This window comes from Secundilactobacillus folii, assembly GCF_009720675.1.
Lineage (GTDB): Bacteria > Bacillota > Bacilli > Lactobacillales > Lactobacillaceae > Secundilactobacillus > Secundilactobacillus folii.
The window spans coordinates 1-23,981 of the sequence record NZ_WNJO01000013.1 but is presented as its reverse complement, the minus strand read 5'-3'; the positions used below and the strand labels follow the sequence as shown (position 1 = coordinate 23,981).

Genomic DNA, 23,981 nt, shown 5'->3' with positions numbered 1-23,981 from the left:
AAATACTCCTTTGTTAAATAATGTAGTCATTGTGTAAATGGCGTTGAAAAGATTTATAAATGGGGTCAAAAAGCTCCACGTCGGCTTGCTTGTCCTCCAGCATTTCCTTTGGAAAGAAGAACCGCTGATCACCGGAAAACTTACCGGTGATCGCGCTGACCAGGGCGCTGACAGTCGATAATTCAATCAGATGACCATCCGACTGCATCAGCTCGATCTGCGTCATCGGTTTCTTCATTTTCGGATCATACGCATCGTAGGGTAGGTCGTAGCTATTGTTGGTTTCTGTATAGTATTTTGCATCGAAACCGGCTTTTTCAATCAGCTGCCGTAACATCGGAATCTTATTTTTGGTCTCATCGTTAAAGCGAACCGACTTGAGCGGTTTCCGATCCAAAAACCGGTGAGCAAGGTCGGCAAGCACAGGGTCACTCGACTGGCGCCAATGGGCGAAATAGGTCGTCAGGGTACCATCATCGAGTAAGAGGTAATCATCTAAATTAAACTGATGATTGAAAAACGGGAATAATAGGTAGGGAGCGCCTGCTTCATGAGCGTTATCACCGGTTGAGTAGTCTTCTTTTGCCCGTTGCAGCAGGTGATTTAAAATGACTTCCATGGAACGAGACGTCGGGTGAAAGTAAATTTGCTGGTACATTTGAAAACGGCTAACAATGTAATCTTCCACCGCGTGCATCCCGCTCACTTCAAAGGCAATCCCATCTTTATACGGTCGCATCACGCGCAGAATTCGCGTTAAATCAAACGTACCATACTTTGTTCCGGTGTGGTAAGCATCCCTCAGCAGGTAGTCCATTCGATCCGCATCAATCTGGCTGGAAATCATCTGGACGACTTGTGGATTCGGGTACTTTTTTTGAATCACCGAGGCAACTTGTTCCGGAAACTCTGGACTAACGCTGCGTAGTACCTGATTGACTTCAGTCGTTGGTGAAGTTAAAATTTCTGCGGTGATTTTTTCGTGGTCAGTGTGGAAAATGTGTTCAAAAGTGTGGCTGTATGGACCATGTCCGATATCATGAAGCAGGGCTGCGCAGAGCGCGACTAGCCGCTCATTATCGTCCCAAAGCCCGTCACCCGGTGTTTTTGATGGATAGTTACGTTTGAAATTATCGCAAATTCGCCGAGTGATCTCATAAACCCCTAAAGAATGCGTGAACCGAGTATGTTCGGCTCCGTGGAAAACCAGTGACGCCGTTCCCAACTGTTTGATTCGTCGTAAACGCTGGAATTCCTTGGTGTTGATCAAATCTAAGATCAGTCGATGCTGAACGTAAATGTAATTATGAACGGGATCGCGAAAAACCTTTTCACGCGGAAGCCGTTCTGCTTGATATGGCAATGTTTACCAACGCCTCCTGTAATCGTCTTAAATGCCAAGCTGTCGTTTTTGCATTTTGGCGAGTTCTTTATTGTATACTTTTTGAAATTCTGGGGTCTGAGTCGACGTCATCAACGTGTGACGGTCAAGCCGAATGCCTTGTTGCTGATAGGCAGCAAGCATGGCGGCCTTCACTTGGTCCAGTGACAGTGATTGATTCATAGCCTCTTCAACGTTGATCATGCTATCAGGCCAAACGTCTGGAAAATCCCATTCATTTGGCTGTCCTGCTAGACCAGTATCGTAAAAATCATGCACCATTGCCCCGCGAAAGTCCTGATCACCCAGGACACTAAGGTAGGCCATGACGACCAAGGCCTGGGTACTTCGGCGCTGGGAAATGCCGGCAAACTTACGACCATTGACGCTGAGGTCGTAATCTCCAGGACAGTAGGAATGCGTGACTTCATAGCTTTCTATTGCTAACATCGGAAACGTTTGCTGAATGAGCGACTTCATCAGTTCGTAGCCATCATTGACAGATAGGTGGTGTGAATCGGTTTGCGGAATAAATAACGACACGTTTAAGACGCCACCGTCACTGACAACGGCCAAACCACCAGAGTTACGGATGAAGTGGTCGTACCCATGGTCACTGACAATCTTGAGTGCCGACTGCAGTTCAGGCAGGTGCCGATCCTTAAGACCAAGGATCAAAGTTGGCGGCAAGGTCCAAAAGTGTAAGATTGCTTGGTTGGTGTTGCCACTTAAATCAAGCAGTGCGTTGGTCATGCCAAATGCAGCTAGTTTTTCCGCTTGTTTTAACGGTGTATCAATGATTTGTAAATTTGAAAATAATGGTTGTTTTTCCATGGTATCCCTCATCATTTGTAGCAGATAATCTGGTTTCATTATAGCGGAAAATGACGTTCACGTCACTTACTTTTGGACTAGCCCATTTAGCAAAGCCACCAACGTTACTTGAAAGAAGCCGAATAGCAGGCAGTTTGCCCACATTGACCGACCCAATTTTTGCCGAGTTTAATCGTGCCAATTCTTGGGTAAAAGCGTTATAATGTACACAACGTACTGAAAACAGAAGGGAAGGGTTGCAATGGATGACTTGTCAACCAGCATTCCAGTTGGCATTCACTTAACGACTCATACCGTCCAGGATGGTCAATCGTCTGACTATGCGCTCGACGTTGAGGGGCAAATTGTGCAGATCGGTGAGACCATCTATTTGCGGTATCAAGAGCCAGAAACTGATGATGAAAATGGTAGTGTACCTGTGACGATGAAGTTCTTACCGAATGGTGATGTGGCACTAACTCGCAGTGGTGAGAATCACTTACGAATGCATTTTAGCGCCGGTAAACGCATTCGAGCAACTTACCGCACACCATATGGATTGATACCAATTGAGACTGTGACGCCGCAGCTACGGGTCGGCTTCCATGAACGCCCATTTGGCGGCTCAGCGGCCATTGATTATCTGCTGTACGCCGGCGAACAATTATTAGGAAATTACGAGATACGATTGCAATTTACGGTATAACCGAGTATAGTGTTTCGTAGACTGTGGAAGGGACGTGCACCAGTTTGGAATTAAAAGTCTTAGAAGGCCAAAACAAAAACGAATTGTCGATGATTGAAGTAGCTCACGCTATCTTAGCCCAACGCGGGGATGCCATGCCGTTTGTTGACTTAGCCAATGAAGTTCAGGCATACCTGGGCGACTCGGATGAGGAAATTCGCGAGCGTTTGTCTCAGTTTTACACTGACTTAAACATTGATGGTAGTTTCATTTCGTTAGGTGATAACCTCTGGGGTTTACGGACCTGGTATCCATTCGAATCGATCGATGAAGCAACGGTCGGTGCCGAAGAAGATGAGGATCATCCAAAAACCAAGAAGCACAAGAAGGTTAACGCCTTCTTGGCCGATACGGCTGATGATGACGACGTGATCGACTACGATGACGATGATCCTGAAGATCAAGACGACGTTGATGTAGATGACGACGATCTTGACTCAGACTATGATGATGACGATGATGAAAGTGATGACGATGCAAAAGAGCTTGGCAAGTACAAAGCTGATTTGGCAGACATCGACGACGGTAACGATGACGATGATGACGACAGTGACAACATGCCAGACGGTATCGAAGGTCAACTTTCAGAATTTAACGTAGACGACGATGACGACTTGAGCGACGGGGACGACTCCGACGACGAGGAAGAATCGCAAAAGAAGTAAGCTTTGGTTTAAGCTCGGCCAGTTACTGGTTGGGCTTTTTTACTGGTCTAAATTTTGAATAATGATTTGAATTCAAACTAAACGGTGGTGGCTCCTAGCTCTGATGTGAATGGCTGATACTTAGCCCGATAGTTTGTGGAAACCTGAAAAATCTTCTTGGGGCGGGGTACGGTTGCTAAATGAAGTTTCCGCTTGACGCATTCAAGACATCTTGTTATTATGTTTTTTGGGCACCTTACGAGGAATCGTAAGGTCAACGTTCGAAATAAACGCTCCCTATTCGATTGAATAGGGAGTTTTTTATTAATTTGCGACTGCTTCACCCCAAACTAATCTATGAGGAGTTATACAATGACCAAATATATTTTTGTAACCGGCGGCGTGGTTTCTTCACTAGGCAAAGGAATTGTTGCGGCATCTCTTGGACGCTTGCTTAAGAACCGTGGGTTAAATGTGACCATCCAAAAATTTGATCCCTACATTAACGTTGACCCGGGGACAATGAGTCCTTATCAACATGGTGAAGTGTTTGTTACCAATGATGGGACCGAAACCGACTTGGATCTTGGTCATTATGAACGGTTCATTGACAATGACCTCAACAAGTATTCCAATGTCACGACTGGTAAGATTTATTCTGAAGTCTTAGAAAAGGAACGCCATGGTGACTATCTTGGCGCGACAGTTCAAGTGATTCCCCACATTACCGGAATGATCAAGGAAAAGATTATGCGGGCGGGTAAAACACTCAATGCCGACATCGTGATCACGGAAATTGGTGGGACGGTTGGCGATATTGAATCACAACCATTTTTGGAAGCAATTCGTCAGATGAAAGCTGAGGTCGGCGACGAAAATGTGGTTTACATCCACACAACTTTGATTCCCTACTTGCGTGCAGCTGGTGAAATGAAGACTAAGCCAACTCAGCACAGTGTTCGCGAACTACGTGGACTGGGGATTCAACCAAATATTTTGGTGGTTCGGACAGAGGCGCCGATTACTGAGTCAATGCGTAAGAAGATTGCCCTGTTCTGTGACGTTAAACCAAATGCGGTTGTTGAATCGATGGATGTCGACACGATTTATGAGATCCCGCTTCGCTTGAAGAAGCAGGGCATGGATCAACTGGTCTTGGATCACTTGCACGTGCAGGCACCGGAAGCAGATATGGATGCATGGCAAGCAATGGTCAACAAAGTTAATCATTTAAAGAAAACCATCAAGATTGCGTTAGTTGGCAAATATGTGGGGCTTCATGATGCTTATATTTCAATTGCAGAAGCCTTGAAGCATGCTGGTTATCCACTGGATGCTGACATTGACTTGCAAATGATCGATTCCGAGAAAGTGACGCCAGAAAACGTCGCCGAAACGTTGAAAGATGCTGATGGCTTATTAGTTCCTGGAGGCTTTGGCGACCGCGGAATTGAGGGCATGATCACGGCGATCCAATACGCTCGTGAAAATGACCTACCATTCTTAGGTATCTGCTTAGGCATGCAGATGGCCAGCGTGGAGTTTGCCCGCCACGTCCTCGGCTACACAGATGCTAACTCGACCGAAATGAACCCTAATACCACTCACAAGGTGATCGACTTGATGGCCGATCAGACTGACGTCGTTGACATGGGTGGTACCCAACGACTGGGGGCTTATCCTTGCAAGCTGCAACCCAATACGGTAGCTGCAGCAGCTTATGACAACCAGCCGGAGATTTCAGAACGGCACCGTCACCGTTACGAATTCAATAATGCCTACCGCGATGAAATGAAGGCCCACGGGATGGTCTTTGCAGGGACTTCGCCCGACGATCATCTAGTCGAAGTTATTGAGTTACCGGCCAACAAATTCTTTGTCGCCTCACAGTATCATCCAGAATTTCTTTCACGGCCTAACCGCCCAGAAGGGTTATTCAAAGCGTTTGTTGCGGCAGCTAACCATCAGCATGATGATAAATAAACAATGAGTCATAAAGAGGCCACGTGATTGTTGATGTCACGCGGCTTTTTTAACGAAATAGGCAATAAAATCGTGCTTTACTAATAATTCAATAAGAAAAGTTAATTTGACTGTCTCAAATATTACAAATTGACGTAATCGACGTTAAACTATTGTATTTTAGCTGCTCATTATTTATCATTGATTGATGATTGCACCGAAGCACGATTTTTATAGTAGAGGAATTATAGGTCATGAAAAAAATGATAATCCACGGTGGAAGGCGCCTGTCAGGTAGCGTCAACATCGGTGGCGCTAAAAACAGTACGGTCGCACTGATTCCCGCGGCAATCCTGGCTGATACACCTGTAAAATTTGATATGGTACCAGATATTCTTGATGTTCATAATCTGATGCTCATTTTGGAGTCCATGAATGTGCACTCCAAATTTGCGGACGGCGTATTGACTATTGACCCCACTGAAATCGTGGAAGCACCGATGCCCAGCAGAGCAATCAAAAGCTTGCGTGCATCATACTATTTCATGGGTGCATTGTTAGGTCGTTTTGGTCGCGCAACCATTACTTTTCCTGGCGGTGATAACATTGGCCCGCGCCCCATTGACCAGCATATTAAGGCTTTTAAAGCACTGGGAGCCGAAGTCAAAGATGACCACGGTACGGTTCACATTACAACTGGTGAGGGCGGTCTTCATGGTGCCCGAATCTTCTTGGATGTTGTCTCTGTTGGTGCCACGATCAACACCATTTTAGCAGCGGTCAAAGCAACCGGTTTAACGACCATTGAAAACGCCGCTAAGGAGCCAGAAATTGTTGATATTGCCACGTTTTTAAATAACATGGGTGCGCACGTTCGTGGTGCAGGTACCGATGTTATTCGGGTCGAAGGTGTGCCGGTTCTGCGGGCGACAAACGTGCATACGATTATTCCCGACCGGATCGAAGCGGGCACATTTTTGTCGATGGCTGCCGCAGTTGGCGATGGCGTTCATATTAATAACATTATTCCAGAACACTTGGAGTCGTTTACGGCTAAACTGATTGAAATGGGCGTTGATCTACAGATTGGTGAAGACTCAGCGTACGTTGGTCCTTCTAAGAATTTGAAGGCAATCCAAGTGAAAACCATGCCGTTTCCTGGCTTCGCCACCGACTTACAGCAGCCCATTACGCCATTATTACTCACGGCAAAGGGCAGCAGTGTCATTGTGGATACGATTTACCCGCAACGACTAAAACACGTTCCGGAGTTGCAAAAGATGGGAGCGAAGATCAGGCCTGAAAAGGACATGATCGTGGTTGACCATACTGATCATTTAAGGGGCGCCCAAGTCGAAGCTGGAGAGATACGGGCTGGTGCTTCACTCATGATTGCAGCGCTGATGGCGGATGGTGAAACCACCATTAACAACGCGGAAAATATTTTGCGCGGTTATGGCAGCATCGTTGAGAAACTCACGGGTTTGAATGCTGACGTGAAAATCGAAGACTCAGACCGAGTCGAAGAATTCTAGTTGGCTACTTGAACTGACCGTGTTCTTATGATATTCTATTTAGGTTGACGGTAATAATCAATCTCTGTTTCAGTCAATGATTCAGGGCAAAGGAGCGTAATAATTATGAAAAAAGGAATTCATCCAGATTACCACCAAGTGGTATTCCAAGATTCAAGTACCGGTTACAAGTTCTTGTCCGGTTCAACTGCAACTTCGCAAGAAACTGTTGAATGGGAAGACGGCAACACTTATCCATTGATTCGTGTTGAAATTTCTTCTGACTCACATCCCTTTTACACTGGTAAGCAAAAGTTCAACCAAGCAGATGGTGCTGTGGATCGTTTCAACAAGAAGTACGGTCTCAAAAACGACTAATAACAACAAGTAAGCCACTCACGTTTCGGCGTGGGTGGCTTTTTGTATTTTATGACGAAGTGACGCCGCATAAGGATATTATTTGACGATGAGCTAGAATTGAGAACTTACAGGAATGATTTAATTCTCATGTTTCAAGTGCTGGCGTCTTAGCGTTGCGGTGTTGTGCCAGAACAGCAGGAAGTTCATTAATACTAATACGGATGTAGAAATGAACACCCCAGAGTAATCGAAAACGGTTGAGACTGTCGAGCCAATCATGGGGCCTAAGACACTACCAACGGCTTGAAAAGACTGGTTCCAACTGAAGATTCGCCCGGTGACCTGTGGCGGTGTATTTTTCGACAAAAGTGTTTGAACAGCCGGGAGCATCGTCGCGTTGGAGATTCCAATCAAAAAGCGTAAAAACATGAGTTGCCAAACGTTGGTGACGAATGCCATTGGTAGGTAGACCAATATGGCAAAAATGAATCCCACTGTGAGCACCAATTCGGTTCCCACTTTATCACCTAGGCGGCCTAACTGCGGTGCAGCAAACAGGGCTGCCACGCCTGGAATGGCGGCAACGATGCCGCTAAACAACGTGATAGCCGATCCCTTTGGCATGATTTCGCGAACGTACAGGGATAAAATTGGTGAAATCGACATGTTTGAGGCCTGGATAATCAGCGTAGTGATAAACATCCCTAAGACTAGTTTTGGGTGCTTAATGACCCCGAGTACTTCTTTAGTCGAAAGCATGTTTTGTTTTTCCACCGGTTTAAAGGATTCAGTGACAAAAAAATAACTCAAGATGAACACTGAAAGTAACAGCGCACCCGTGATAAAAAAGGTGACGCGGTAAGAAAAAATTTCAGCTAAAATACCACCTAGCAGAGGGCCAAATAGTGAGCCGCCCACGTATCCGGTGGCCAATGTTCCTAACGCTTGGCCACTCTTGCTTTTCGGAGCTTGGGTCGCCATCAGTGCGTTGGCGTTACTGATGTAGCCAGAAAAGATCCCCTGAATGAACCGTAGCGCCATGAGTTCCCAAACGTTGGTGACGGCACCCATCAGCGCCATGACGATCGCCATTCCTAGCGATGCTCGGATCAGCATTAATTTGCGGCCCTTTCTGTCGGCCAGCCGACCCCACATTGGACTGGCAATCGCCGTCATCAAGTAAGTCGCAGAAAAAGTAATCCCGGAGTACAGGTTCAATTGGTCCTTGGTAAAGTTGCCTAAAGTATCCACGTAGAGGGATAAAAATGGCATGATTTCGCTAAATGCGAGACCAGCCATAAACGTACCAAACCACAGGACAAATAAATTACGGCGCCAAACTGGACGTTTAGGATGGGAGATAGTGGGTTCTGGTTCAGTCAAATGAGATCAATCTTCTTTCTTTCAATAATGGCTTTAATCAGGTAAAATGGACGAGTAAAATAAAACAGTAATACTAATAGATTAGCACGTTTTCAGTAGATAACAAGCCATACCAATCACGTGCAATCAACTGTTGGGCGCTTTCAAAAGTGTGTCAACGGGGATAGCGGGGATGTCATGAAAAATTCTGGGAGAAGTAAATTTACGAAGTGGGCGTATCGGGTTGGTTTCACAATCTTAATTTTGATTTCGTTGGGCTTGATTTTTAACCAACAAATCAAAAACTACATGGTCAGTTCTTATCAGCCCAAAATTACGGCTAAGTCGGCGGATGCTAACAATCGGAAAAAAGCTGATTTTAACTTTAAAAATGCTAAGGCTTTAAACTTTACAACGGTGGCAAAAGCCCGCATGAATTCGCAAAAGATTCTGACGATCGGTCAGATCCTAGTACCGAGTTCTAGCGTGCATCTACCGATTGCCAAGGGGGTCTCTAATCAGACCCTAGCCCTAGCTGCTGGCACGATGCGAGCGGATCAAAAAATGGGTCATGGTAATTACCCGCTGGCTGGTCACCACATGGTGCGTAAAGATATCCTCTTTTCACCCCTGTATTTTAAAACTCGGGTGGGTGATAAGATTTATCTGACTAACATGAAGAAGGTTTTCACCTATAAGGTTTACCGACGAGAATTTATCGCTGCCACACGCGTGGACGTGGTGAATCAGACTCGGGCTAATATCGTCACCTTAGTCACATGTGATGCCACGGGCGCCCGGCGATTAATGATTCGTGGGAAGCTGACCAACACCGCGAAGTATTCCGATACGCCAGTGAAGATTCAAAAAGAGTTCGCAGCTAAATTCAATAATAAGTAGCCTTACCTAAAAACATAGACTGTGGCCTCTTACCATTAAAAAATGGTTTCCCAAGTTCGGGAAACCATTTTTTAATGGTGGATGTTGATAGCTAAAAAGCTTAATCAGGCCATTCAAAAGCTTAAATTAGTTGGCTATTTGATCTAACCAGGCTGGCAGAGCACTGCTTAAAACTTGGTAGGTATATTCGAAGCGGTGAGTGTACCAGGGATCTGGAATCTCTTGACCCTGTTTATCAGGTAAAATATCTAAGCACAGGTGAATCTTTGACTGGTCTGCTGCGGGCGCCATTTGGCGAAGGTTGAAGACATTTTGACTGTCCATGGTGATGATATAATTGGCCCAGTCAAAGTCGCGTTGGGTAATCGGACGTGAGTGCATGTAGCTGTAATCAAGGCCGTGAGCCGCCATCACTTTCCGGGCACCAGGATGTGGCGGATTGCCCTCTTCTTCGCTGCTGGTGGCACACGAATCGACTTTAATCTGGTCGCTTAAGCCACGTTTGGCAACCAGTTCTTTAAAGATTGCCTCTGCCATTGGGGAGCGACAAATATTTCCCAGGCAGACGAATAAAACGTTGGTCATTTCAATGTCTCCTCTTTTGCTCGGTTTTCTACAATCATATTGGATATTGCTAAACCAGTCAAGCGAGTCATGTCGCGCCTGATAACTAGCCACTATACCTTCAATAAAATTTGTCTATATTCCCTTTTTAACCCACTTTTTATTTCAGTTTCGTAGTACAATGGGATAGTGAATATTTGAGAGAGTGTGAATAAAGAGATGCAAGGTAATTTTGTCTACATTAATTGGGAGCAGGTGAATAACCTGGTGATTTCATATGGCATTACACCCGCGGATTTCGTGAATGGTGTGCCAGATGTACCGCAGCGAATTGTGTTGATCGATGGTCGGCTTGAGGGAAATCAAGTCAACAGCCATACGCGGTTTCAAACCGTGACCGGTCAGAATTCGGTGCGGGAATTTTTGCTGGATAAAAGTGCTCAGCCAAAGGAATGGCTAGATTTCCATGAAACGGATGATTTAGACCTTCTGATGCCTGGCGAAATTGCCGAACTATTGTACATGGCGCATATGGGAACCCACTACCATTTGCCGCTCTATTCAAAACTTCAAAACGACTACGCGTTTCTGACTGTTAGCGATGATTTTACCAAAGTGTATTACCGGAATATGCGGACTTTTAACCATATTCTAGACGTTTCGCTCAAACGTCATCTTCGGCTTTTACACAGTAATCGCTGGATGATGTTTAACCGGCCATTTTCGGTCAGTGATGTACCGGGAGACATGATCAAGCAGTTGCAAACGGCCTTTACGGATGGTGTTATTTTTGCGTTTGATCAAGCTGTGGAACGTCGCCGTCGCTATCTGGTTCCAGTGAGGCTTCAGGAACATCCCGAACGTCAAAGCTGGTGGCATGATCGAATGGACGTTTACGATGCGACTCGTCAGGTAGCAACGATGAGTTATGATGTTGAGCAAAAAAAGTGGGGGCTTCAAATCACGGATGATACAGCATTTAATGCAAATGAAATTGATTTATGAGCGGACAAGTCAGCGGTGGTTGACTTGTTTCTTTTTTTAGATTTGGGGCGTGGTATAATAAAAAACGACCTGTTCCAAAAACGATATGTAAATAGGAGATTTTCTTATGAAAATGCAACTTGGTGAAATCGCTCGAGCGGTTTCTGCCCAAAATGATACGAGTAACTGGGATGAAATCGAAGTGTCAAGTGTCGCCTTTGACAGCCGTCATCTTGATTCTGGTGCCCTGTTTGTGCCTCTGGAAGGAGAGCGGGATGGCCATGAATTTGTTCAAGGCGCCCTTAAAAATGGTGCGGTAGCAACCCTTTGGAAAGCTGATCATGGTGCGGTGCCTACTGACATTCCAGTTCTGGTTGTAGAAGATCCGCTAAAGTCGTTACAAGCACTCAGCAAATATTATTTACTGAAGATCAATCCTAAAGTTGTGGCAATCACTGGCTCGAACGGGAAAACGACAACTAAGGACATGGTGGCATCAGTACTCGCCACACAATTCAACGTGACCAAAACGAAGGATAATTTCAATAATGAAATCGGAGTTCCGGTCACAATCCTGTCGATGGAATCTAATACGGAGATCATGGTCATTGAAATGGGTATGGATCGACCCGGTCAACTTGATTTTCTAAGTAAGCTGGTGTCACCGGACGTTGCCGTTATTACTATGATTGGCGAGGCCCACATTGAATTCTTTGGTACTCGCGATAAGATTGCGGATGCTAAGATGGAGATCACGCATGGACTGAAAGAGGACGGCACGTTTATTTACGATGGTGACGAGCCACTACTGACTGAACGCGCTAAGCAGATCGATCAGCGTCAGATGACTTTTGGTCGTCAGGAAACGGACGATATATACTCAACCAGTATCCAGACAACTGATACCCAGACCAGTTTTACCACTAATCAGGCACCAGATGAGACGGTGGTTGTCCCAATGATTGGTGATTACAACGTTAATAATGCACTGGCCGCGTTGAGCGTTGCCAAGATTTTTCATATTTCACCGAAGGCTGCAACGGATGCCTTCAAAGATTTAAATCTGACTAAGAACCGGGCGGAATGGGTACCTGGTGCAACCGGTGAACGAATTTTAAGTGATGTTTATAATTCTAATCCGACTGCGGTCAAAGAAGTCATGGCAGCCTTTACAAAGGTTGCAACCGAAGGCCAGCGGCGGGTCGTTCTCGGAGACATGCTGGAATTGGGCAACGAATCTGACGATCTTCATGCCAGCTTAAAATCGGCATTCGACCCAAAACTGATTCAGGATGTTTATTTGGTTGGGCCGCACATGCACGCATTGTATAGCGCCTTGCAAGATTTGTACGATTCCGATCATCTGCACCTTTACGAAACTGACCAGCAAGCTAAGCTAATTGCGCAGTTACAAGCAGATATTAAACCGACTGATATAGTACTGATCAAGGGCAGTCACGGCATTCACCTCGAAGATGTCCTGGCAGCCTTGCAATAAGCAATGAAATTCTTTGCTGAATACGCATCGGGGTTACTTTAGGATGCACGAAAAGTAATATGTGTTGCTTTTCTTTTGGCCATGATGTATGATACTTTAGTTGTAATTTTTTCGAACTAACACTTGTTATCGGAGAATAGGACGCTTCGTGAGACGGATTTCTCATAGTCCTATTTTCTTTGTAAAAGCCTATTAGGAGGATACTTATTTGAAGTTTTCAGAACTCGGGTTAACAAAATCCTTGCTTAAAGCCGTTGAGCGTAACGGTTACGAGGAAGCAACCCCCATTCAAGCACAGACCATTCCAATGGTATTGGAAGGTAAAGACGTTATTGGACAAGCACAGACAGGAACTGGGAAGACCGCAGCCTTCGCCCTGCCAATTTTACAAAATATTGATCGTGACGACCCGAATATTCAAGCCTTAGTGATCTCACCAACGCGTGAATTAGCGATTCAAAACCAGGAGCAAATTTACCAACTGGGTCGCGAAGAGCGGGCTAAGGTACAGGTTGTTTACGGTGGTGCTGATATCCGGCGTCAAATTAACAGCTTGAAAAATCACCCACAAGTCCTAGTCGGAACACCAGGACGTCTGTTGGACCACATGAACCGGCATACGGTCAAGTTGGATCACATCAAGATGCTGGTGTTGGATGAAGCCGACGAAATGTTAAACATGGGTTTCTTAGAAGATATTGAATCAATTATCAAAGCAACCCCGTCAGAGCGACAAACGATGCTATTTTCAGCAACGATGCCTGACGAGATTAAGCGGGTCGGCGTTCAATTTATGAAGGATCCGCAGTACGTCAAGATCAAGGCCAAGGAATTAACCACTGATTTAATTGATCAGTACTATATTCGCGCCAAGGACTACGAAAAGTTCGATGTCATGACCCGAATGTTTGATGTTCAAGCACCAGACTTGAGTATTGTCTTCACTCGAACAAAGCGTCGGGTGGATGAAATTGCTCGTGGCCTAGAAGCCCGTGGTTATAACGCTGCTGGAATTCATGGCGATTTGACTCAAAAACGCCGGATGCAAATCTTGAATCAGTTTAAGCATGGCCAACTTGATATCCTTGTTGCAACCGATGTGGCTGCTCGTGGGATTGATGTTGAAGATGTGACTCACGTATTCAACTATGATATTCCGCAAGATCCAGATAGTTACGTGCACCGTGTCGGCCGTACTGGCCGTGCCGGGCATCATGGTGTCTCATTGACCTTCGTGACCCCTAACGAGATGGACTACCTGCGTGAAATTGAAAAGTTGACTAAAGTGCGGATGTTACCATTGAAGCCGCCTTCGGAAGCAGAGGCCTTTAACGGTCAACTGAGTAACGCTGAAACCACCGTTAAGGAGCTTGTTGATAAGACCGATACTGAAAAGTATGCTGACGTTGCTTCTAAACTCCTTGATCAATACGAAGCCATTGACTTGGTTGCTGCGCTGCTGAATGATCTGACAAAGGACGACTCAACAAAGGTCCCAGTTAAGATCACGCCAGAACGTCCGCTACCACGTCGCCATGGTGGCGGCGGTGGCAGTCGTAACTATCACGGACGTGGCGGTAATAACCATGGTCGTGGTGGCAATCGCCGCTATGGTAAAAGTAATGATAACCACCGTCGTTATGGTTCTAACAAGGATCATCGTGACCGCGGTGGTAACCGTGACCGCAGAAAGAACGGCGGCAATAAGCACGGCTTTACTATTCGTAAAAAAGATTAATCACGAAATTTATAGTGGGTGACGAAACTCGTTTGGATTCTCGAGTTTCGTCATTCAAAAGAGGATTTTCTATTGTGGGGAATCCTTTTTTTATGGCCAAACATAGAGATCAGAGTGTGGTCCGTGGGATATGTGGGCCAGTAGTCTTGTAACACTCGCTTTTAGCAGGTAATTCGCACTCAACTCAATCTAAAAACAAGGTGAAAATCAATCAAGCCAAGGTGAGTAGGTGTCATGTTAAGGGATGGCTGTTTGTGGTAGAATAAAAGCTACGAAATAAGAGAGAAAAGTGAGGATCTGCAAGTGATTTACGGTATTGGTGTGGACATTGAAGAAATCGGCCGAATTTGTGCCGTCAAAGAGCACGAGCGGTTCGTTAAAAAGGTGCTAACTGCAAATGAGGCTGATGTCTATCATCAACTAACGGGAAAGCACGCGAATGAATTCCTAGCCGGACGCTGGTCAGCTAAAGAAGCCTATAGTAAAGCGTTTGGAACGGGAATTGGTCAGGCCGTTTCGTTTCAAGATATCGAGATATTAGATGATGAAAGCGGTAAGCCAGTCTTGAAAAAACACCCCTTTAACGGCAACGGGTTTGTTTCAATTTCCCATACCAGTCAATTAGTGATGACGCAGGTTTTGCTAGAAGGAGACGTTAAGAAATGACAATTGGTAACCATCGGCCCTCACAACTCGTGATCGATCAATCAGCCATCTACGATAATATTGCTGCTGAAAAAGCCCGTTTAAAGTCGGGTACAGAGCTATTTCAAGTTGTTAAAGCAAACGGTTATGGCCATGGTATTACACAGGTCGCTCGAACCGCTGAACGAGCCGGAGCAAGTGGCTTTTGTGTGGCAATTTTGGATGAAGCGCTGACGTTGCGGGCTGCGGGCTTCAATGAACCCATCTTAGTATTGGGTATCACAGAGCCAAAGTATGCTGATTTAATGGCTAGTCACCATATTTCAGCCACCGTAGGCTCAGTTGAATGGCTTGAATCGGCGGCCAGTTTTTTGCAGACTGGCCATCACTTAGCGGTTCACCTAGGGTTAGATACCGGTATGGGTCGGTTAGGATTTCAACAACCAGAAGAATTAAGTGTCGCTGTCAACTATTTAGAAACACATCCCCAGTTTGACTTTGAAGGGATCTTTACCCATTTTGCAACGGCTGATTCTGCTGATACCGACTACTTTAAAATCCAGGTTGCTCGCTGGCAAGCCTTCATGGCTGTGTTACCAAAACGGCCACGGTACGTTCACGTCTCCAATTCGGCAACGTCGCTTTGGCACGAAGTCTGCAATGGTAATATGATTCGTTTTGGTGTTGCGGCTTACGGATTGAATCCTTCTGGTACTGAACTAAAAGAGCCGTATAAGCTTAAGCCAGCAATGAGCTTGACGAGCCAACTAGTTTTCGTTAAGCAACTGCCTAAGGGCTATTCGGTCAGTTACGGTGCAACGTATACTGCAACGGAGGATGAGTGGGTTGGAACGTTGCCAATCGGGTATGCAGATGGTTACGAACGTCGCTTACAGGGCTTTCACGTGTTAGTTGATGGTCAATTGTGCGAGATTATTGGCCGAATCTGCATGGACCAGCTTATGATCCGGTTGCCTCAAAAATATGCCGTGGGTACAAAAGTGACGCTGGTTGGTGCCGATCATGGTCAATCGATTACTCTTCAAGACGTTGCGGATTACTGTGGAACGATTCACTACGAAATCGCCTGTGGCTTTACAGCGCGTCTCCCACGAGTGTATGTTAATTAACAGCTTATTTTGATTATCAATGTTTTTTCTATTTGCAAGCGATAATTGGTTTTTAAATATGATTAAAAAAGGCAAACAAAGTTGGTACAAAGCCAATTTGTTGGTCTTTTTCTATTTGATTACAAACCGGTTTTAAGTCGGATTTTTTTGCGAACAGGATGGAATTTACTTATCGAGGTAGAGTTTTGCTCTAAATACTTCTATTTTCCAGGCTTGAATGGTAGAATTATAAGAATAAGTGACAGGGATGAATAGGAGTCAATCATGAAGAATTACGTTGTTCGAAATATGAGCTGGCAACAGCAACGGTCTCAGCCTTCAATTTCTTTAAGTCGAAGCGCTTTGTCATTTGCCGTTTCTAACTTAGGGCAAATTAAACTAACCGCTGGAGTAGTTGCTAAAACTGAGGCTCTGATTGCTGGCTATCAAGCAATGGGTCAGTTAAATTCAGAGATTGTGCAGGAATACCTGCCGTGTGAAGCAGAAGTCGCCGAACTGTATTTGGATGCCTAACCATTATTCGACGAGGGATAGGGGATGAAAAAATGGCAAATGATGAGATCAAACGCGGTGATATTTTCTATGCGGATCTATCACCCGTGGTTGGCTCTGAGCAAGGCGGAGTTAGACCCGTGCTGGTCGTGCAGAACAACATTGGGAACCACTACAGTCCAACCGTGATCGTTGCCGCAATTACTGCACGGATTTCCAAGCCAAAAATGCCAACCCACGTTGGAATTAAAGCCCATCACTCAGGCATTGAAAAAGATTCGGTCATCTTATTAGAACAAATCAGAACCATCGATAAGCAACGACTGAAAGATCATGTCGACCAACTAGATGATGCGACGATGCAACAAGTTGACCGAGCTTTAGAAGTCAGCATTGGGTTGAATAAGAAGAGTGATTATAAGAAACGGAAACATGCGTAATAAAACTACATAGCAAAAGGGCCACCATCTGACTACCAAGATGGGGCCCTTTTTTTCAGTTTTAAATTTCATTGTGCAAATCTTCAATTTCAGGCACTCGGAATTCTTTGCGTTCCAGCGCATGAACGATTCGATCCAGCCGGTTCTTATCAACATCAGCTGGCAACGTAAACATGATTCGGTGAACCAGTTCGCCTTCCTGAGCATCTAGGCTGATAACGCTGACGATACTCGTATACTTGGTGATGATTTTGGCGCTGCCGGCTAAATCACCGCGGTTACCTGGTGAAACCACCGTCAGAACATAGGAACCGATGTTGACGTTCCACGCTTGTGACAGCATATCCATCAGACGTGTATGGGTCAAGATGCCGTAAAAATGGTTGCTAGCATCGAGAACGGCGATGTAGGGTAAATCTTTAATGGAGAAAAACACGTTAAAGAAGGCGGCGTTTACAGTGATGAACTTCGTGGCATTTTTTAATAAAGTGGTCACCGGTAGCTTCATGTCTCCACCACGAGACTTGTGCCGGTAAATATGCATCTTGTAGATATTTCCCCTAAAGATCGTTCCGGTTTCATCTAAAATTGGAACGCATCGATATCCAGTATCTTCAAGAACCTTTAATGCCTCTTCTAGGGTGACGTCTTCTTGAACGGTCACCAGTCGTTCCTTTGGCTTGACCAAGGATTTCAACAACATTTGGTGTAACCTCCTAATGATTAGAACTCTCTAATAAACTACCGCAATCATACCATAAAGGCCTTAAGATAAACAACCGGAATGCAGTTTTAACGCCAAAAAGAAATCCTAAAGGCGGATTAAAATTTAAATTAAAAGGGTTTTGTTGTCGGGTTTTTAAATTAAATCGATCCGCTAGCAAAGGGAAAATTCAAACAATCTTAAAATAATGAACTGTCTTTTTAGAAAATAGACTTAATTTATTGTAAATCCAGCTGATAGGGACTATGGTTATTTTATCCGGTTTGAAAGCGTAGTCTTAATTCTCAAAATATCGGAGATGTCTTTAACGACTGATATTAATGACATTCAAGCCGGTAAAACTTGGGTTAAATAATAATTTAGGGTCATAAAGTCATCAAAATGTCATCAATAATCAAGTATATAAGGTTGGCATTGGTAATGAAAATTATTATAATGTCTTTAAGAAGTTTTACGCTCAAGTAATCCTTTTGAATATGACGGTGGGGGGAGTTATTTTAATTTTTTATTCGGCATTTTAAAGTAGGCTTATTAAGGGAGGGGTAACCATGGGTAACATGGGTAAAAATAATCACAACCTAGTGCGAGACAGCAGTATTAAAAAGCAGAGGTATAAACTCTATAAAGCAGGAAAACTTTGGTTAGTTGCTGGTTTGACGACCTTAAGTTTGGGGCTAGCTCAGTTTGGGCTTGCTTCAGAAGTTAAGGCCGATTCTGCCACCAATGACGATCAAGGAGAATCAGAAACGACTGATGCAGGAACAAAACTGCAGCAGCCTCAAGTCGTATTATCTGCTCAGCAAAAGGTAAATGAAAGCGGTACCAATACGAATGTAACTTCTAGTACGGATACTGAACAGACGACGGCGACATCTGATTCGCAAACTTCACAAAATGCAGATACGAATGGTGCTCAAGTTGCCGAAACTGGGGCGTCGACTGCAACCGATACGACTGCTAGTGATACTGATCAGTCGAGTTCCACTCACAAGGCTGCCAGTCCAGTTAATTCTGGTAGCAAGACCGCTCAGACTAATACTGAAAATGATGGTGAAGATTCGGCGAAACAAACAACTGATCAATCTAACAGTAACAGCACAACTATCAATGATAATCGAAATGATTCAACATCGGATAACACTGCAAATGCTGAGACAGAAAAGCAGGCTGCCAATGCTACTGTTCAGTCGCCAGATCAAGTTACAGATCAGTCAGCCACCCAGTCTGCAGATTCGACAAACACTGATAAAACGGCAGGCGTTAGCGACGTAACGTCTACCACTCAACCAGTGACTGCGGAGACATTAAAAATTGATAAGCCCGCTGCTTTGGCAGCCAAGACGGCAGTTTCTTTACTACAGACAGAACAGGGTACGGACACCGCTAATGCAAAAACAGACGGTACTGCTACTGCTGACGATGGCACGACCAAAAGTACAACGGCTGATTCTAAATTACCAGCCGGTTTTACGGTAACCGATCCAGATTACGCAGCGGGCAGTTACGCAGCCTCAGTAGCCAACAGTGGGGACAATTACATTTATTACGAAATGGAAGTGAACAATTATCACCTTGATTTAGCGACTAACCGGCAAGATCCAAGTAATTTGATCTTAATTGTCAGCAAAAAAAATGGAACGGGCTGGAGCGTCGTGTCAACAACGCCAATTACAGGGAGCAGCTACACAGATCCGACAACGGGGACGATCGTCTATAACGATCCGCAAAGTGTTTATGTGAGTCACAGTAATATGACGATTGTCACAAACGTCTATGGGAAGCTTGGTGGTAATGGTTCAGGCTGGAACGGCGACGTGGTCATTAAGCCAGTTGTCCAAACCCAAACGACTAATTATGTTGATCAAAATGGTAACCCATTGGCTGGTGTCGATTCAGTTGAGATGCAGGGCTTATCAGGCCAAAAGTACACGACGAGTCCATCAGAAGAACTAGAAGGTTACACACCGGCTGCCAGTGATAACGCAAATGGCTACATGTCGCCATTTATCGCGAATGGGCAGTCGATTACGGAAGTTCTTCACAATGGTTCAACACCGTCGACAGTGAAATATACCGTTAAAGATATAGATGCAGGTACTATTCTTGCCGAGTTTACCTATGCAAGTGGTGCTACTGATTCTCATACATTAACTTATACTAAGGGAGCCGGTACTTCACTAGGTACAGGTAGCACATGGCAATTCGGTTCTTTTAAAGTTATCAATCCATACATTCCACAAACCACGACGATTACCTACACCTACGATGCCCAAAACGTTAATGTAAATGTCAAATACGTTGACCAAAATGGCAATGAAATTCCGGGTCAGGATCCGCTAACGAAGTCATTTGTCTTCAACGAATCGACAACCATCGACCATCCAACGATTAACGGTTACACGTTTGATACCAGTTATCCCGTAACGACAACGGACAACCCTGATAGTTATACGGTGACGTCACTGACGGCTGATAATACGGTTACGCTGCACTATAAGGCCAATACCGAGAAAGTGATCGTCAAACACGTGGATCAAGCTGGCAATTCTATTGGCACTGATTCGACTATTGATGCTGATTTCAACACTACCGTTGACCTCCCAAAAACGGATCCCAACTACTCAATCGATGGCTATGAAGTTGACCCAACAAGTCCGACTAGTTATAAAGTTTCGTCTGATGGTGACGGCACCAATGAAGTGACGATCCACTATATTCAGCAACAAAACGTTAGCGTACATTACGTCGATCAAAATGGCGCTGCTATCGATAGCAGCCTGCTTGGCAGTGCGCCAACAACCTTGAGGGGTATCGTAGATGAGCACCTGACGGTCACCAGTCCTGCTATTGCGGGTTATACAGCATATCCTGACAACCCAACTGATTACACCGTGGTTAACGGGGATAATTCAGTAACACTAAAGTACATTCAAACTCAAATCAAGGTTTCGGTTGGCGATGGCCCAGATTACGCAGTGGTGGATGGTAACGGTCAGCCGGTTAAACCGGACACTGCAGTCAATGGTACTGACGGACCAAAGTGGCCAACCGGTTTGACCGATGATAATTTGACCAAGACCGGCAATCAGCAAGATGATCTGGATAAAGTGGTAACGGAAACGATCCACTACTTGAATTCGGATGGCACGGTAGTCAGCACTACGACTGTGCCAGTCTACTTTACTCGGACAGCGACGGTCGACTTTAGTCAGCCCGATAAACCAGTAGTTACCTTTGGCGACTGGGTTGCAACGGCGGGCCCCGATTCAGTGACGACCAGTCAGGGTGCAGACTACACGCCGGATGAGACAGTTACGCAAAAAGACGGCTCAACTGCATTTGTATTCGACAGTACTGGCAAAGCCTTACCCGATGATGCAACTAAGATTGCAGGTCAACAGGTGACTGCTGATTCAGCCAATATTGATTATTACGTCGTTTATTCGCAAAATACAACTTATACTCGAACCATTCATTTTGTGAACGTTGATGCCAAGGCTGGTACGGATAATCAGTTGTTACCGGATCAGCAACAGACCGTCACTTTTGCACCTCAAGTCACCTTGAGTGTTGATAATGATCAACCAGCCGTTACTTTAGGTTCTCTAGTACCAGTTGATGGGACTGATAGCTTTGCGGCCTACACGGCACCTACCGTTGACAATTTTGCACCAACCACAACGGGGGCACCGGCAGCCACTATTACACCGACTTCTGATGGAACTGCGCTTAGTCAAGAAACGACTATTAATTACACTAGTGACACTAAGACAGTTAAAGTACAGGCTCAAGTTTTGGGACCTGATGGCAAGACCTATGAAGATTTTGGTCACGATGTGGATACGTCGTTAACCGGCAAAGTGGGTTCAAGCCAGACATATACCCCGAAGGCGTTTGCTGGCTATAGCACAGATACGACACCAGTCACAGTTAGTTTTGCTATCAATGCAGATGGGTCTTTGACGGATCCAATTGTTACGATCACCTACACGCGGAATGCACAAACGGGTTCGGTAGAATTTTACGATGACACGACCCAAACGGTTCTTCAGACGGATCAGCTCAACGGACTAACGGACTTGCCAATTGATTTCAGTACGGTCAATTCCGATCAACAAACCTTTTTGCAAAAGGGTTATGAGCTCGTTAGTTCAGACGTCCCGGACGAGGCTAACTTTGATACGGCTGATAGCGCATCACAGGACTTCATCGTTCATTTGAAGCACGGTTTATCTGATCCATCCACGCCAACTGATACCAATGATCCGCAATATCAAAACACGCATAAACAGTTCACGGTTAAAGTTACTGGAACCATGCCAGATGGCACGGCTGTGACTCAAACCAATGGGACTCAAATTTTAGGCTATCAACGAACTTACACAACTGATAAAGTGACTGGCGATGTGACTTATGGTGATTGGACCAGTGATGGTAGCACCTTTAGCGATGTTACTGCAACACCAGTAACGAATTACACGGCGAAGGCGGAAAATGGCAAATCCAGTGTGTCTGCTGATGATGTTGCGAGTCAACTAGCTTCGTTTGGAGCAGCAACGAGTACGGATGCTGGCGCCGCTAACTTTAACTTTGCTTATACGCAAACAACCTTTACGCCGACGAATCCAGGTACGGATGCCGGTAAGAACGATGCCACTGCTTTGACGAGAAACGTGATTGAAACGGTTAATTACCAGCAGGCTGATGGCACCAATACTTCGATTTCACAGACGGTTAAGGTTTATCGGACAGCGCAATTAGGAACCGATGGTCAGTACACTTATACAGCCTGGACGACTGATACCAATGGTGACGCGACGAAGGGTGACTCATCCGTTACTTTTGCGGCGGTCTCAGCAGATGATATTACCAGTCACGCGGCCAAGGGTTATGAACTGGATCAGGTTACTACTACGGCTAATGGCCAAACTGACACAGCCAATCAGGCCGTAACGATTGACCTAGCCAGTGCGGATGGCATTACGACAGACCTTAATGTGACGCGGGACGTTAAGTATAAGGTTTCGCAGGAAAAGGCGACGTTGACTTATACGGATCAGACGACTGGTCAGGTCATCGATACCGAGAGCCAGTCAGGTGACGGCGACACAGCTGTTTCATTTAACATTGCCGATAAGATTGACGAGCTTACAGCTGCTGGCTATCAAGTAGTGAATGATGCTGATTACACCAAGGCGCAGGCTGCACAATTTGATCTAGATCCTGATACTGACCAAACTTTCAATATTAATCTGACCGAAACTTCGACTACGCCAACGATTCCAAAGGATACCACTGAGAATTATTACGATGAGACCCACAAGACTTTAACGGTTACAGTTGATGGTGCTTTGCCAGATGGTACCGATGAGACGCCAACGAATGGCTCGCAAAAGGTTCAGCTTGAAAGGACAGTTAGCGTCAATAATGTCACCAAGCAACCCACTTTTGGCACTTGGCAAGAAGCCAAAGGCTCTGCTTTTGACGGCCCAATCGTGGCAAAAGTAGTTCCTGAATATACCGTAAATGATAAGAATGCTGTTACGATAGATGATATCGGGTTGAGTGCATTTGAAAATAGTGCTGATGATACGGACAGTAACTACACTTACTCATTTACCTACACGCGGACAACCTTTACGCCGACGAATCCGGGTACGGATGCCGGTAAGAACGACGCGAATGCGCTACAGATGACGGTTAATTATGGTGTTCAGTACGGTACTGATGCAGTTTCACCGATCAGCAGTAAGACGTTCTATCGAACGGCAACAAAGCAGGCTGATGGTAGTTATGACTATACAGTTTGGACCACTAATACTGACGGTATCAGCACCAGTGATGCCGACCAGCAGGTAGCTTTTGATCCGCTGAGTGATCTAAAGACACCTGCAGGTTACACTTCGGCAGTTACTACTACTGTTAATGGCACTGCACAAGCGGCCGCTAACGATTCGGTTACAGTTAACCCTGTCGAGCCGGGGAATACTGCGATTGAAGTTGTTCGTCAGGTTACCTACACGCCAGATACAAATACCACGGCCACCGTGACCTATCATGATGACACTGAAAATAAGGATGTTAG

Annotated in this window: 19 protein-coding genes; 14 read left to right on the top strand and 5 right to left on the bottom strand. The window is 45.2% G+C overall.

Annotation, left to right across the window (positions count from 1 at the left end; all coding sequences use genetic code 11):
* Positions 1–13: 13 nt before the first annotated feature.
* Together GM612_RS09980 and GM612_RS09975 are read right to left on the bottom strand one after the other, a co-directional pair.
* A complete protein-coding gene (locus tag GM612_RS09980; protein WP_155432221.1) occupies positions 14–1,363 on the bottom strand; it encodes an HD domain-containing protein in 1,350 nt (449 codons plus the stop codon).
* Positions 1,364–1,390: 27 nt separating this feature from the next.
* Positions 1,391–2,215, bottom strand: a complete 825-nt coding sequence (locus GM612_RS09975; RefSeq protein WP_155432220.1) for a lipoate--protein ligase family protein — start codon at positions 2,213–2,215, stop codon at positions 1,391–1,393.
* A gap of 241 nt (positions 2,216–2,456) precedes the next feature.
* Here GM612_RS09975 and GM612_RS09970 point away from each other — a divergent pair, with 241 nt between their 5' ends.
* The 5 genes from GM612_RS09970 to GM612_RS09950 all read left to right on the top strand — a co-directional run bounded on the left by GM612_RS09970 (position 2,457) and on the right by GM612_RS09950 (position 7,437).
* A complete protein-coding gene (locus GM612_RS09970; RefSeq protein WP_155432219.1) occupies positions 2,457–2,900 on the top strand; it encodes a YwiB family protein in 444 nt (147 codons plus the stop codon).
* Between the two features lie 44 nt (positions 2,901–2,944).
* Positions 2,945–3,604: a DNA-directed RNA polymerase subunit delta gene (gene rpoE / locus GM612_RS09965; protein ID WP_155432218.1), complete on the top strand. Its 660-nt coding sequence runs from the start codon at positions 2,945–2,947 to the stop codon at positions 3,602–3,604.
* A gap of 351 nt (positions 3,605–3,955) precedes the next feature.
* Positions 3,956–5,566, top strand: coding sequence for a CTP synthase (pyrG, locus tag GM612_RS09960; RefSeq protein ID WP_155432217.1), 1,611 nt, complete (start codon positions 3,956–3,958; stop codon positions 5,564–5,566).
* Between the two features lie 233 nt (positions 5,567–5,799).
* Positions 5,800–7,080, top strand: coding sequence for a UDP-N-acetylglucosamine 1-carboxyvinyltransferase (locus tag GM612_RS09955; RefSeq protein ID WP_155432216.1), 1,281 nt, complete (start codon positions 5,800–5,802; stop codon positions 7,078–7,080).
* Between the two features lie 105 nt (positions 7,081–7,185).
* On the top strand, positions 7,186–7,437 hold the full coding sequence (locus tag GM612_RS09950; RefSeq protein WP_155432215.1) for a type B 50S ribosomal protein L31: 252 nt from the start codon (positions 7,186–7,188) through the stop codon (positions 7,435–7,437).
* A 120-nt stretch (positions 7,438–7,557) separates the two neighbouring features.
* Here GM612_RS09950 and GM612_RS09945 read toward each other — a convergent pair whose 3' ends face one another.
* Entirely contained in the window at positions 7,558–8,802 is a 1,245-nt protein-coding gene (locus GM612_RS09945) for a multidrug efflux MFS transporter (protein WP_155432214.1), read from the bottom strand.
* 177 nt (positions 8,803–8,979) lie between these two features.
* Here GM612_RS09945 and GM612_RS09940 point away from each other — a divergent pair, with 177 nt between their 5' ends.
* Positions 8,980–9,681, top strand: a complete 702-nt coding sequence (locus GM612_RS09940) for a class A sortase (protein ID WP_155432213.1) — start codon at positions 8,980–8,982, stop codon at positions 9,679–9,681.
* Positions 9,682–9,807: 126 nt separating this feature from the next.
* Here GM612_RS09940 and GM612_RS09935 read toward each other — a convergent pair whose 3' ends face one another.
* Positions 9,808–10,266 (bottom strand): low molecular weight protein-tyrosine-phosphatase, encoded by a 459-nt coding sequence (locus tag GM612_RS09935; protein ID WP_155432212.1) that lies wholly within the window; start codon positions 10,264–10,266, stop codon positions 9,808–9,810.
* A 198-nt stretch (positions 10,267–10,464) separates the two neighbouring features.
* Between GM612_RS09935 and GM612_RS09930 the strand changes: the two genes are divergently transcribed.
* From GM612_RS09930 to GM612_RS09900, 7 genes are all read left to right on the top strand, one after another.
* Entirely contained in the window at positions 10,465–11,250 is a 786-nt protein-coding gene (locus tag GM612_RS09930) for a hypothetical protein (RefSeq protein ID WP_155432211.1), read from the top strand.
* A 106-nt stretch (positions 11,251–11,356) separates the two neighbouring features.
* Positions 11,357–12,727, top strand: a complete 1,371-nt coding sequence (locus GM612_RS09925; RefSeq protein ID WP_155432210.1) for a UDP-N-acetylmuramoyl-tripeptide--D-alanyl-D-alanine ligase — start codon at positions 11,357–11,359, stop codon at positions 12,725–12,727.
* Between the two features lie 208 nt (positions 12,728–12,935).
* Positions 12,936–14,465: a degradosome RNA helicase CshA gene (gene cshA / locus GM612_RS09920; protein WP_155432209.1), complete on the top strand. Its 1,530-nt coding sequence runs from the start codon at positions 12,936–12,938 to the stop codon at positions 14,463–14,465.
* 303 nt (positions 14,466–14,768) lie between these two features.
* Positions 14,769–15,131, top strand: coding sequence for a holo-ACP synthase (gene acpS / locus GM612_RS09915; protein WP_343031884.1), 363 nt, complete (start codon positions 14,769–14,771; stop codon positions 15,129–15,131).
* A complete protein-coding gene (gene alr, locus GM612_RS09910; protein WP_155432207.1) occupies positions 15,128–16,240 on the top strand; it encodes an alanine racemase in 1,113 nt (370 codons plus the stop codon). Before acpS ends, alr begins: the two co-directional genes overlap by 4 nt.
* A gap of 264 nt (positions 16,241–16,504) precedes the next feature.
* Entirely contained in the window at positions 16,505–16,753 is a 249-nt protein-coding gene (locus GM612_RS09905; RefSeq protein WP_155432206.1) for a hypothetical protein, read from the top strand.
* 32 nt (positions 16,754–16,785) lie between these two features.
* Positions 16,786–17,172, top strand: a complete 387-nt coding sequence (locus tag GM612_RS09900; protein ID WP_155432205.1) for a type II toxin-antitoxin system PemK/MazF family toxin — start codon at positions 16,786–16,788, stop codon at positions 17,170–17,172.
* Between the two features lie 61 nt (positions 17,173–17,233).
* Here the strand turns inward: GM612_RS09900 and cbpA are convergent, their stop codons facing one another.
* A complete protein-coding gene (cbpA, locus tag GM612_RS09895) occupies positions 17,234–17,875 on the bottom strand; it encodes a cyclic di-AMP binding protein CbpA (protein ID WP_155432204.1) in 642 nt (213 codons plus the stop codon).
* A gap of 569 nt (positions 17,876–18,444) precedes the next feature.
* Here cbpA and GM612_RS09890 point away from each other — a divergent pair.
* Positions 18,445–23,981: mucin-binding protein (locus GM612_RS09890; protein ID WP_155432203.1), on the top strand; the 5,537-nt coding region annotated here is incomplete at its 3' end.

Bases quoted from the DNA above. Each gene is read 5' to 3' on its own strand.
- GM612_RS09975 (WP_155432220.1), bottom strand. From the start codon at position 2,215: ATGGAAAAACAACCATTATTTTCAAATTTACAAATCATTGATACACCG.
- GM612_RS09970 (WP_155432219.1), top strand. From the start codon at position 2,457: ATGGATGACTTGTCAACCAGCATTCCAGTTGGCATTCACTTAACGACT.
- pyrG (WP_155432217.1), top strand. From the start codon at position 3,956: ATGACCAAATATATTTTTGTAACCGGCGGCGTGGTTTCTTCACTAGGC.
- GM612_RS09955 (WP_155432216.1), top strand. From the start codon at position 5,800: ATGAAAAAAATGATAATCCACGGTGGAAGGCGCCTGTCAGGTAGCGTC.
- GM612_RS09950 (WP_155432215.1), top strand. From the start codon at position 7,186: ATGAAAAAAGGAATTCATCCAGATTACCACCAAGTGGTATTCCAAGAT.
- GM612_RS09940 (WP_155432213.1), top strand. From the start codon at position 8,980: ATGAAAAATTCTGGGAGAAGTAAATTTACGAAGTGGGCGTATCGGGTT.
- GM612_RS09935 (WP_155432212.1), bottom strand. From the start codon at position 10,266: ATGACCAACGTTTTATTCGTCTGCCTGGGAAATATTTGTCGCTCCCCA.
- GM612_RS09930 (WP_155432211.1), top strand. From the start codon at position 10,465: ATGCAAGGTAATTTTGTCTACATTAATTGGGAGCAGGTGAATAACCTG.
- GM612_RS09925 (WP_155432210.1), top strand. From the start codon at position 11,357: ATGAAAATGCAACTTGGTGAAATCGCTCGAGCGGTTTCTGCCCAAAAT.
- alr (WP_155432207.1), top strand. From the start codon at position 15,128: ATGACAATTGGTAACCATCGGCCCTCACAACTCGTGATCGATCAATCA.
- GM612_RS09905 (WP_155432206.1), top strand. From the start codon at position 16,505: ATGAAGAATTACGTTGTTCGAAATATGAGCTGGCAACAGCAACGGTCT.
- GM612_RS09900 (WP_155432205.1), top strand. From the start codon at position 16,786: ATGGCAAATGATGAGATCAAACGCGGTGATATTTTCTATGCGGATCTA.
- cbpA (WP_155432204.1), bottom strand. From the start codon at position 17,875: ATGTTGTTGAAATCCTTGGTCAAGCCAAAGGAACGACTGGTGACCGTT.